Source organism: Pseudomonas triticifolii (assembly GCF_014358015.1).
GTDB lineage: Bacteria > Pseudomonadota > Gammaproteobacteria > Pseudomonadales > Pseudomonadaceae > Aquipseudomonas > Aquipseudomonas triticifolii.
The window spans coordinates 137,934-149,534 of record NZ_JACONV010000011.1; the positions used below are offsets into that span (position 1 = coordinate 137,934).

General features: G+C 58.9%; 11 protein-coding genes. 3 read left to right on the plus strand and 8 right to left on the minus strand.

The annotated features are described in order from the left end of the window. Positions 1–237 precede the first annotated feature (237 nt). Together rpsI and rplM are read right to left on the minus strand one after the other, a co-directional pair. A complete protein-coding gene (rpsI, locus tag H8S56_RS15935; protein ID WP_024687149.1) occupies positions 238–630 on the minus strand; it encodes a 30S ribosomal protein S9 in 393 nt (130 codons plus the stop codon). 14 nt (positions 631–644) lie between these two features. Next, the gene (gene rplM / locus H8S56_RS15940; RefSeq protein WP_004881525.1) at positions 645–1,073 is read right to left on the minus strand and encodes a 50S ribosomal protein L13; all 429 of its coding nucleotides are present in this window, start codon (positions 1,071–1,073) and stop codon (positions 645–647) included. A 493-nt stretch (positions 1,074–1,566) separates the two neighbouring features. On the opposite strand from rplM, the gene H8S56_RS15945 reads away from it, so the two are divergent. Continuing rightward, a complete protein-coding gene (locus H8S56_RS15945) occupies positions 1,567–2,463 on the plus strand; it encodes a GlxA family transcriptional regulator (protein WP_187519166.1) in 897 nt (298 codons plus the stop codon). Between the two features lie 76 nt (positions 2,464–2,539). On the opposite strand, the gene zapE is transcribed toward H8S56_RS15945, so the two are convergent. The 3 genes from zapE to H8S56_RS15960 form a co-directional block, all read right to left on the minus strand. Beyond that, the gene (gene zapE, locus H8S56_RS15950; RefSeq protein ID WP_024687151.1) at positions 2,540–3,634 is read right to left on the minus strand and encodes a cell division protein ZapE; all 1,095 of its coding nucleotides are present in this window, start codon (positions 3,632–3,634) and stop codon (positions 2,540–2,542) included. Between the two features lie 61 nt (positions 3,635–3,695). Next, complete coding sequence (locus H8S56_RS15955) at positions 3,696–5,045, minus strand: tryptophan--tRNA ligase (RefSeq protein WP_187519159.1); 1,350 nt, start codon at positions 5,043–5,045, stop codon at positions 3,696–3,698. 27 nt (positions 5,046–5,072) lie between these two features. Beyond that, positions 5,073–5,702, minus strand: a complete 630-nt coding sequence (locus H8S56_RS15960) for an alpha/beta hydrolase (protein ID WP_024695258.1) — start codon at positions 5,700–5,702, stop codon at positions 5,073–5,075. Positions 5,703–5,847: 145 nt separating this feature from the next. On the opposite strand from H8S56_RS15960, the gene H8S56_RS15965 reads away from it, so the two are divergent. Further along, a complete protein-coding gene (locus tag H8S56_RS15965) occupies positions 5,848–6,282 on the plus strand; it encodes a YhcB family protein (RefSeq protein ID WP_024687154.1) in 435 nt (144 codons plus the stop codon). 183 nt (positions 6,283–6,465) lie between these two features. Here H8S56_RS15965 and cysN read toward each other — a convergent pair whose 3' ends face one another. The 3 genes from cysN to H8S56_RS15980 all read right to left on the minus strand — a co-directional run bounded on the left by cysN (position 6,466) and on the right by H8S56_RS15980 (position 10,205). Then, entirely contained in the window at positions 6,466–8,364 is a 1,899-nt protein-coding gene (gene cysN / locus H8S56_RS15970; protein ID WP_187519160.1) for a sulfate adenylyltransferase subunit CysN, read from the minus strand. An 11-nt stretch (positions 8,365–8,375) separates the two neighbouring features. Beyond that, entirely contained in the window at positions 8,376–9,293 is a 918-nt protein-coding gene (cysD, locus tag H8S56_RS15975) for a sulfate adenylyltransferase subunit CysD (RefSeq protein WP_024687156.1), read from the minus strand. A gap of 153 nt (positions 9,294–9,446) precedes the next feature. Beyond that, complete coding sequence (locus H8S56_RS15980; RefSeq protein ID WP_187519161.1) at positions 9,447–10,205, minus strand: Nif3-like dinuclear metal center hexameric protein; 759 nt, start codon at positions 10,203–10,205, stop codon at positions 9,447–9,449. Positions 10,206–10,315: 110 nt separating this feature from the next. Between H8S56_RS15980 and algW the strand changes: the two genes are divergently transcribed. After that, a complete protein-coding gene (algW, locus tag H8S56_RS15985; RefSeq protein WP_024687158.1) occupies positions 10,316–11,476 on the plus strand; it encodes a Do family serine endopeptidase AlgW in 1,161 nt (386 codons plus the stop codon). Positions 11,477–11,601: the final 125 nt, after the last annotated feature.

The window sequence follows — 11,601 nt, forward strand, 5'->3', positions numbered from 1 at the left end:
CGACACAGCCTGTCGGTCGCAGGCGTCTACCCGATAACAATTTAGCTGCTCTGAGCGCTGACGAGGACGGGCAAAAACCCTCTTCGCCACGACCGCCTCAAAAGCAGTCGAAAACTGTGAATCAAGCGTTACAGCCCGCCCCACGACCTCCATGAAAATGAGCCGCGATAAACCGGACCATAAAAAAACGCCCAGCTCGATAAACGAGGTGGGCGTTCTTTTTGAACGAAGAGCGAATTAACGCTTCGAGTACTGCGGACGCTTACGCGCTTTACGCAGACCGACTTTCTTACGTTCAACTTCACGAGCATCGCGAGTTACGAAGCCTGCTTTGCGCAGTGCGCCACGCAGGGTTTCGTCGTACTGCATCAGAGCGCGAGTGATACCGTGGCGGATTGCGCCAGCCTGACCACTTACACCGCCACCGATAACAGTGACGTAGATGTCGAACTTTTCAACGGTCTCGGTCAGTTCCAGCGGCTGACGAACTACCATGCGGGCAGTTTCGCGACCGAAGAACGAGTCCAGAGTGCGGTTGTTGATCGAGATGTTACCAGTACCCGGACGCAGGAAAACGCGTGCGGTTGCGGTCTTGCGACGGCCAGTGCCGTAATTTTGAGTCGCCGACATAATGAACTATTCCGTTAAAACTTCAGTTCTTGGGGCTGCTGAGCAGTATGAGGGTGTACAGCGCCCGCATAAACTTTCAGCTTACGATACATGTCGCGACCCAGCGGGTTCTTAGGCAGCATGCCTTTGACCGCGGTCTCGATCACGCGCTCAGGAGCTTTGTCGATCAGCTTTTCGAAGTTGATCGACTTGATCCCGCCCGGAAAACCGGAGTGTGAGTAGTAGATCTTGTCGGTAGTCTTGGCACCGGTCACGCGGATCTGCTCGGCATTGATCACGACGATGTAGTCGCCGGTGTCAACGTGCGGAGTGTACTCCGGCTTGTGCTTGCCACGCAGACGGCTCGCGATTTCGGTGGCCAGACGACCCAGGGTCTGACCAGCAGCGTCGACGACGAACCAGTCGCGCTTAACTGTTTCCGGTTTAGCAGTAAAAGTTTTCATTCTTTATAGCCTCAGGGGCCGCCCTGAAAATTAGACGGCGGATCTTACTGAATAGTGCGTACTTTGACAAGTCAAAGGCAGCCGGAAACAGACGCTATCGGGGGCTCGGGTCAGCGCGTCCGTTATACGGCAAGATTCTTCGGCAGACGGCGCATCACTTCCACTGCAAAGAGCTGGCGGATTATACAGGCTCGAAAAATAACCTCAACCGGATTTTTCGTTCACGTTCTGTTTATTGCCCCGGACCGTCGCGATGAAGGATATTTGCCGACTGGAATCGCACCCTCTCACAGCATCCACCCTTTCGACTGTCGCGAGGCGACTGGACAGGCCCGGGAAAAAATAAGACGATCCAGCCGTGGATTGACCATTTACCCATATAAGAATAAAGATTATGCCAACCCAACACTCCGCCCCTCTGCGGCGCGTCAGCATTCTGGCCACCGACAAAGTGTTTGCCTCGACACTGATGCAGGCCAAGGATTTTTTCCACCTGGCCAGCCTCAGGTACAGCAGGCAACTCGGTCACGGCCTGGTGCCTGCTTTCGAGATCCGCCTGGTCAGCCCGGACGGCCTGCCCGTTGGTAGCTTCAGCGACGTCACGCTGCCGGTAGACGGCGAGCTGTGCCAGAGCGATATCATCGTGATTCCGGCTTTCTGGGATGATTTCGACGCGCTCTGCCAACGCTATCCGCAAGTGCTGCCATGGCTGCGCGAGCAGCATGCTCAAGGTGCGGTTCTGTGCGCAGAAGCCACGGGCGTGTTCTGGCTGGCTGAGGCCGGGCTGCTCGACGGCAAGGAAGCGACTACCTACTGGCGCTTCTTCACTCAGTTCGCCGAACGCTATCCGAACGTGCTGCTCAATCAGGAAAAACACCTGACCGACGCCGACAACCTGTATTGCGCAGGCGGCACCACGTCGGCCTGTGATCTGTACATCTATCTGATCGAGCGTTTCTGCGGGTCCAACGTCGCGCAGGCGGTGGCCCGCGATATTCTTTATGAAGTACGGCGCACCTATTCGCCAGGACGGATTGGCTTCGGCGGTCAGAAGCTGCATCAGGACGTGATCATCCTGCAGATCCAGCATTGGCTGGAGGAACACTTCGCGGAAAAATTCCGCTTCGAAGATGTCGCCCGCGAACACGGCATGAGCATTCGCAACTTCATGCGCCGCTTCCAGACTGCCACCGGTGACAAGCCGTTGCATTACCTGCAACGGCTGCGCATCGAAACCGCCAAGGGCCTGCTGTCCGGCTCGCGAAAAAGCATCAAGACCATCAGTTACGAAGTCGGCTATGACGACGCCAGCTTCTTCGCCCGCCTGTTCCGCCAGCACACCGAGCTGTCACCCAACCAGTACCGCCAGCAGTTTCAGCAGGCAGCCTGATCCGATTCAAGCATCCACCCCACAAAAACGAAAAAGGCCTGCAATGCAGGCCTTTCCGTATCTGGCTATCAAACCGTCAAGGTTTGTGTGCCCGCGACAGGAACTCGTGGGACTGCATTTCCAGCAAGCGGCTCAAGGTGCGCTGGAACTCGAACATCAGTCGGCCGCCGGTGTACAAGTCCTTCAGTTCGACTTCTGCCGAGATGATCAGCTTGACGTTGCGGTCGTAGAACTCATCGACCATGTTGATGAAACGGCGGGCGATATCGTCCTTTGAGACGTCCATCTGCTCGACACCGCTGAGCAATACGGCGTGGAAAATCTTGCCCAGCTCGATGTAGTCGTTCTGGCTGCGCGGGCCGTCGCACAGCTCGCGGAAGTCGAACCACGCCACGTCATCACAGGTGCGCAAGGCGCGAATCTCGCGATTTTCGATCACCAGCACATCGTTTTCGAGGGTCTCTGCGCATTCCGGCGTCAGCGCTTTGAAGCTCTTGCGCATGCTCTCCTGTGCCGCTTCATTAAGCGGGAAGTGGAACAGCTCAGCTTGCTCCAGATGACGCAAACGGTAATCGACGCCGCTGTCGACGTTGACGATGTCAGTGTTCTGCTTGATCAGCGCAATGGCTGGCAGAAAGCGAGCACGCTGCAACCCATCCTTGTAGAGCCCGTCCGGAACGATGTTCGACGTGGCAACCAGAGTCACGCCGTTCTTGAACAGCTCTTCCATCAGGGTGCCGAGAATCATGGCGTCAGTGATGTCGGACACGAAGAATTCGTCGAAACAAATGACCCGCGCCTCATCGGAAAAGCGCTTGGCGATGATGGTCAGAGGGTTCTTCTCGCCCTTGAGGGTTTTCATTTCCTCGTGCACACGCTTCATGAAGCGGTGAAAGTGCGTGCGCACCTTGTCCTTGAACGGCAGGGCGTCGAAGAATGTATCGACCAGATAGGTTTTGCCGCGCCCTACTCCGCCCCAGAAATACAGACCTTTGACCAGGGTCGGCTCTTTCTTGCCAAACAGCTTGCCGAACAGGCCGGGCTTGCTGTCATGGGAGGCGATCAGGTCGTCGTACAGGCGCTGCAAATGACGCACAGCATTTTCCTGCGCGGCATCATGGAAAAAGTCCGGGCGCTTCAGATCAGCTTGATATCGTTCTAGGGGCGTCATATTCGTTAGCAGGGCAACAAAAACGGGTCGTCACTGTAACGACGACCCCGGGGAATGGCAATCAGTCCTGTTGAGGAGCGAGTGCCGACTTGAGCGCCTGGATGGCAGTGTCACGTGCAGCCGCATCGGCGAACACCGGGCTGTCGGCCACACAGGCATCGTCCAGCCAGAGCGTGAAGCGATCCGCTTCGGTGCGCAGATCGAGTTCGCCGCCCTGCTGCAACTGCTTGCTGGCCACGCCTGCCGCCTTGCCATCGGCAAAATGGCGCGACAACAGCAGTTGCTCACCATCAGCCGCCAGCAGACGGAAACGGAAACTGCCGTCGTCTTCACGGAAGCTTACGAAGCGTGCGCCCTTGGCGGCTTTCTTCTTGCCGGTATCGGCACCCTGTACCACGGTGCGGAACGAGCGCAGGCCAACGGCCTCACGCAGTTCGCCCAGGAACGGCGTGGCAACGCGCCGGGCTTTCTCGGCACCCGTTAGCAGGATGTCTTCCAGATCGGCCGGGCGCTCGATCAGACTCAGGTACGTTTCACGCTTCTGGGCCAGTTCGGCGTCCAGCAAAGTGAACAGACGATTCTTCGCCTCGCCCCAGCCCAGGCCGTCCAGCAGCTCGGCGCGGAACCCGGCGCATTGCTCAGGCGTGGAGAACGCCTGATACAGCGTAAACAGGTGGGAGTTGTCTGGATCCTTGGCCTCGCCCGGCGCACGCGAGTCGGTGACGATGCGCGAAATCGCGTCCTTCATCTCCTTGGCGCTGCTGAACAAGGGGATGGTGTTGTCGTAGCTCTTGGACATCTTGCGACCGTCCAGGCCTGGCAGCGTCGCCACGCTCTCCTCGATCAGCGCTTCGGGCATGACAAAGAACTCCTTGCCCTTGCCGAACAGGTGATTGAAGCGCTGGCCGATATCACGGGCCATTTCGACGTGCTGAATCTGGTCGCGCCCCACGGGCACTTGGTGCGCGTTGAACATGAGGATGTCAGCGGCCATCAGCACCGGGTAGCTGTACAGGCCCATGGTGATGCCCGAGTCCGGGTCTTCACCGCTCTCCACGTTCTTGTCCACCGACGCCTTGTAGGCGTGCGCGCGATTGAGCAGGCCCTTGGCCGCTACGCAGGTCAGCAGCCAGGTCAGCTCGGGAATTTCCGGGATGTCCGACTGGCGATAGAAGGTCACCCGATCAACGTCCAGACCCGCAGCCAGCCAGGTCGCTGCGATTTCCAGACGCGAGCGCTGAATGCGCAGCGGGTCATCGCACTTAATCAGCGCGTGGTAATCGGCCAGAAAATAGAACGAATCGAAGTCGCTCTGACGGCTGGCGACGATAGCCGGGCGAATCGCGCCCGCGTAGTTGCCCAGATGGGGGGTGCCGGTGGTCGTGATACCGGTCAGGATACGAGTGGTCATGGCAGGTCGCTTATCTATGGGCTGCAATCAATTGGAGAGGCGCGGCAGGATCAATTCTTTGAGATCGGTCAGCTTGCCGTGAAAAAAGTGTCCGCATTCTGCCACTTTCAGCAGCTCATGGGGACGCTGCAGCGCAGCCGACCAGGCGTAGACGGTTTGCGGGTCGATGACTTCATCGGTTTCCGGCTGAATCACCGTCAGCGGGCAGTTCTGGGGCAGCACACTGTGGTCCTGCAGGCGCGCAGCGGCGACGGCCACCAGAAACAGATGCGTGAGCGTTTCGCCTTGCGCCTCCAGGCGGCCGCCCAGATTGGCTGCAACGTAACCGCCGAAGGAAAAACCGAACAGGGTCATGGGCAGATCAGGGTGTTTTTCACGCAACCACCTGGCAGCGGCTTGCGCATCGTCGATCTCGCCAGGCCCTGCCACTGAGGTGCCCGCACTAGCCCCCACGCCACGATAGTTGAAGCGTAACGTGATCAAACCTTCGTCCCGTGCGGTACGCTGCAACGTGGAGACGACTTTATTGAGCATCGTTCCGCCCTGGATCGGGTTAGGATGGCAAATCAGTGCGACGCCTCTGGCATTGGGTACGTCCTGATACAGTGCTTCGAGCTGGCCCTCTGGACCATCGATGAATAACGGGGTTTCGCGCATGAGCAAAAAAGAACTCCGTGACCTTGAAATGGGTCGACTCGTCTAGCTGATTGTCTGTGGCTGGCATATCAACGACGCGTCGCGGGTATACAGCGCAGGTTCGAGCCGTTAACGTAAAGCAAAGCCGTTTATAGAGGAAGGACTCGTGGAACACTCGCTCTTAGTTTGGTTGTTGCCGACTCTCGCCCTGGTTGCCGGTGTCGTCATTGGTTTCCTGGTCGCACGTCTGCTGCCCAACACCGTTCCGAACAGCACCCAGCGCCAGCTGGATGATATTCAGGAGCGTTTCGATACCTATCAGAACGAGGTGGTCACTCACTTCAACAGCACGGCTAACCTGGTACAAAAGCTTTCGCAAAGCTATAACGATGTACAGGAACATCTCGCCGAGGGCGCCAACCGCCTGGCCCTTGACGAACTGACCCGCCAACGTCTGCTGGCTGCCCTGCACCCGGAGGCCAACCAGGCACCTCGCGACCGCCTGACACCGCCACGCGACACCGAAACCCCGAAGGATTACGCGCCCAAATCGCCTAATACGCCAGGCATGCTGGACGAGCATTACGGCTTGAAGAAGTAATACGCCGTCAGTGACACCCAAATCCCGCCCCTGAGTGATTCAGCGGCGGGATTTTTTATGGTTGCTGCTTTCAGCGAGCTGACCGGCGCCTGCTCACAAAGGCGTCAGCAGGCGCCTATCGACTGCAGCGCCTGAAACAAAAAACCCGCCATCATCGGCGGGTTTTCTGTAGCAGGCTCAGACTCAGATCGCGCCGCGGCTGCGCAACACGTCCAGCACCAGCTTCACGCCTTCATCCACCGTCAGGCTCTGGGTGTCGATCACCAGGTCGGCATCCAGCGGAACATCGTACGGGAAGGACTCGCCCGGGATGTTGTCGCCATCGGCAGCGTAAAGGCCTTGAGGGTCGCGCTCACGGCATACTTCAGGCGATGCCTGAACGTACACGGTGACCAGACGCTCTTTGCCGATCAGCGCTTTCACGCGCTCGCGCCCTTCGGCATCCGGTGCCACGAAAGCAGCCAGGGTCAGCAGGCCGGCTTCGTTGAACTGACGCGCCACGTGAGCGGCACGGCTCCAGTTCTCGGTACGACCCGCGCGGTTCTGCGGCAGACCTTTGTTCAGGTCATGACGCAGGTTTTGACCGTCAAGTACATACACGGCACGCCCCATGTCGAACAGCTTGCGCTCGACCGCGTAGGCCAGGGTGCTCTTGCCTGCGCCCGACAGGCCGCTGAACAACACGGTTGCCGGCTGCTGACCGAAGCGCTGTGCACGCTCCTGAGTGGTCACGTGAGCCAGTTCGCCATGATGCGTCGCACCGCCAGCATTGACCGGTTTGGCGATGATCATGCCTGCCGCCACGGTGCCATTGGTCAAACGATCAATGACGATGAACGCGCCCGTGGTGCGGTTGCTGTCGTAACCGTCCAGCGCGATAGGCGCGTCCAGGCTGATCTTGACGCGGCCGATCTCGTTCAACTGCAGCGAACTGGCAGGACCTTCGACCAGCGTGTTCACATCCACGCGATGCGTGATGCTGGCAATCGAGCCCGGCACGTAGCTGGTCGCGCGTTTGATGTCGTATTTCTTGCCTGGCAGCATCGGTTCTTCGGCCATCCAGACCAGCATCGCGTCGAACGCGTCGCTGACCTGCGGAACGTTGTCGGCATGCACCAGCAGGTCGCCACGGGAGATGTCGATCTCGTCTTCCATGGTCAACGTGACAGCCTGACCAGGACCGGCCTGTTCCAGCTCACCTTCAAAGGTGACGATGGACTTCACGCGACTGCTCTTGCCCGACGGCAGCACGACGACTTCATCGCCCTTGTGCACAATGCCGCTGGCCAAAGTGCCTGCAAACCCTCGGAAATTGAGGTTCGGGCGGTTAACGTACTGCACCGGGAAACGCAGGTCGGTGTAGTTGCGATCACTGGCGATTTCGACGGTTTCGAGAATTTCCATCAGCGACTGGCCGATGTACCACGGCGAACGCTCGCTGCGGTTGACCACGTTGTCGCCCTTGAGCGCCGACATGGGCACAAAGGCCATGGTGGTCGGCTTGAAGGCGATACCCTCGGCGAACTTCAGGTAATCGGCCTTGATCGACTCGAACACGTTCTCATCGAAGCCGTTGAGGTCCATCTTGTTGATGGCGACCACGATGTGTTTGATGCCCAGCAGAGACGCGATGTAGCTGTGGCGACGGGTCTGGGTCTGAACGCCGTAACGTGCGTCCACCAGGATGATCGCCAGGTCGCAGGTCGACGCGCCAGTGGCCATGTTGCGGGTGTACTGCTCGTGGCCCGGCGTGTCGGCGATGATGAACTTGCGTTTGGCCGTCGAGAAATAGCGATAGGCGACATCGATGGTGATGCCCTGCTCGCGCTCGGCCTGCAGGCCGTCCACCAGCAGCGCCAGGTCGACGTCATCACCTGTGGTGCCGGACTTTTTGGAATCACGCGTAATGGCTTCCAGGTGATCTTCATAGATCATCTTGGAATCGTGCAGCAGGCGACCGATCAGCGTGCTCTTGCCGTCGTCGACGTTGCCACAGGTGAGAAAGCGCAGCATTTCCTTACGTTCGTGCTGGCCCAGATAAGCGAGGATGTCCTCACTGATCAAATCAGATTGATGCGACATGTGACACCCCCTTAGAAATAACCCTGACGTTTCTTTTCTTCCATCGAGCCTGCGCCATCGTGGTCGATGACCCGGCCCTGGCGCTCGGAAGTTCGCGTCAGCAGCATTTCCTGAATGATGTCAGTCAGGCTGGTGGCTTCGGACTCGACGGCGCCGGTCAACGGGTAGCAGCCGAGTGTGCGGAAACGCACCTTCTTCTTGACGATGCGGGCCTTTTCCTCGTCGGTGAGGTGCTCAAGGATGCGATCGTCGTCGATCATGATCAACGTGCCGTTCTTCTCGATCACGTCACGCTCGGCCGCGAAGTACAGCGGCACAATCGGGATACCTTCAAGGTAGATGTACTGCCAGATGTCCAGCTCGGTCCAGTTCGACAGCGGGAACACACGAATCGACTCACCCTTGTTGACGTTGCCGTTGTACACGTTCCACAGCTCGGGACGCTGGTTCTTGGGATCCCAGCGGTGCTTGCTGTCGCGGAAGGAATACACGCGTTCCTTGGCCCGGGACTTTTCTTCGTCGCGGCGCGCGCCGCCAAAAGCGGCATCGAAACCATGCTTGTCCAGCGCCTGCTTGAGGCCCTCGGTCTTCATGATGTCGGTGTGCTTGGCACTGCCGTGGGTAAATGGATTGATGCCCTGCGCCACCCCGTCAGGGTTGATGTGGGTGATCAGGTCCAGACCCATTTCCTCGACCATCTGGTCGCGGAAGCGATACATCTCCTGGAATTTCCAGCGGGTATCGACGTGCATGACCGGAAACGGCAGCTTGCCCGGAAAGAAGGCCTTGCGCGCCAGGTGCAGCATCACGGCCGAATCCTTGCCGATCGAGTACAGCATCACCGGGTTATCGAACTCGGCGGCGACCTCGCGGATGATGTGGATGCTTTCCGCCTCCAGCTGTTTCAGATGCGTCAGTTTATCAACCATGGTTTCTCACGGATTACTTACGTTATGGACCGGGAAAACCCGGGGCGGCCTGCGGGCCGTATTCGAGCCGCGCACTTTATCATGCGTGATATCGCTAATCAGCGAAGCAACTAGATCGAAACGATCTATGCATATGCCCCGCCGTTTGATCGCTCAGATCGGATTCGGGCAGTCAATGAAGATGTGCTCGAGTGCGAAGCGACGGGCCAGGTAATCGCCCAGCGCCTGGACGCCGTAACGCTCGGTGGCGTGATGGCCAGCAGCAATGAAGCTGATGTCGTTTTCCCGTGCACTGTGAAAGGTCTGCTCCGACGCCTCGCCGCTCAGAAAAAGATCGACGCCTTCACGCACAGCCTGGTCGATATAGCCCTGTCCACCGCCCGTGCACCAGCCGACACGACGAATCATCTGGCTGCCTTCGATCAACAGCGGTTCCCGGCCCAGCGCTTCCTGTACACGGCGGGCAAAATCACGCGGGGTCATGGGCTCGGACAGGGAACCGACCAGCCCGACCACTTTCGGGTTTTCCGGATCGATTGGACCTTCAACCGTGATGTCCAGTTGCCGCGCCAACTGCACGTTGTTGCCCACATCGGGGTGCACGTCCAGCGGCAGGTGATAGGCCAGCAGGCTGATGTCATGCTTGAGCAACGTTTTCAGGCGGCGCTGCTTCATGCCGACGACACAGGGGTTTTCGCCCTTCCAGAAATAACCGTGATGGACCAGGATCAGATCCGCCTGTGCCTCGACAGCAGCGTCGAGCAGGGCCTGGCTGGCCGTCACGCCGCTGACGATCCGCATCACTTGCGGCCGACCCTCGACCTGCAGGCCGTTGGGGCAATAATCCTGAATACGGGCGCTGTTCAGGTAGCGGTCGGCTTCTTCGACCAGGGTGCTCAGGGCAACAGCCATAAAAGACTCCTAAATATGCAGTTCAGAGCGGCCTTGTGCTCGTATAATGCCCGCCATTATGGCGCACACGCGGCAAAACTTTCTGCGCCGAAACCATCAGGACTTGTTCAATGCTCAAAGCACTGCGCTTTTTCGGCTGGCCACTGCTGGCCGGCGTGCTTATCGCCATGCTGATCATTCAGCGTTATCCGCAATGGGTGGGGCTGCCAAGCCTGGATGTCAATCTGCAACAGGCCCCGCAGACCACCAATATCATGCAAGGCCCGTCCTCGTATGCCGATGCGGTCAGTGCCGCAGCACCTGCGGTGGTCAACCTCTATACCACCAAGATGGTGAACAAGGGCGCCAATCCGCTGTTCGAGGATCCGCAGTTTCGGCGCTTCTTCGGTGACAACGCGCCCAAGCAGAAACGCATGGAGTCCAGCCTTGGGTCCGGCGTGCTCATGAGTCCGGAAGGCTACATCCTGACCAATAACCACGTCACCACGGGTGCAGACCAGATAGTGGTAGCGCTCAAGGACGGCCGCGAGACCATCGCCAGGGTCATCGGCAACGACCCTGAAACCGACCTCGCAGTGCTGAAGATCGATCTGAAAAATCTGCCGGCGATCACCATCGCCCGCTCCGACGGCATCCGCATCGGCGATGTGGCGCTGGCTATCGGCAACCCGTTCGGGGTTGGCCAGACAGTGACCATGGGCATCATCAGTGCCACAGGCCGTAACCAGTTGGGCCTCAACACCTACGAAGACTTCATCCAGACCGACGCGGCCATCAACCCCGGCAACTCGGGCGGCGCGCTGGTGGATGCCAGCGGCAACCTGACAGGCATCAATACAGCGATCTTTTCCAAGTCGGGCGGCTCGCAGGGCATCGGTTTCGCGATTCCGACCAAGCTGGCGATGGATGTCATGAAATCGATCATCGAGCACGGTCAGGTGATTCGTGGCTGGCTGGGCATCGAAGTTCAGCCCTTGACTCAGGAACTGGCAGAGTCGTTCGGTCTGAAAGATCGTCCGGGCATCGTGGTCGCCGGTATCTTCCGCGACGGTCCGGCGCAGAAAGCCGGATTGCAACTGGGCGACGTGATTCTGAGCATCAATGGCGAACCGGCGGGCGATGGCCGGCGTTCGATGAACCAGGTGGCGCGCACCAAACCCAAGGACAAGATTGCCATCGATGTGATGCGTAACGGCAAGGAGTTGCGACTGAGCGCCGAAGTCGGCCTGCGTCCACCACCGGCACCGGCGCCTGTGGCGAATCCTGAGTGACGTCCGGGCGGGCGCTGTGCACGCAATAATGTGCACACGTCTCGCTGGCTGAATGCAGCACTGCCTGGGAGCGAGCTTGCTCGCGAAAGCTGCGCCCCCAGACGCAACACCTCTACTGGATGTAG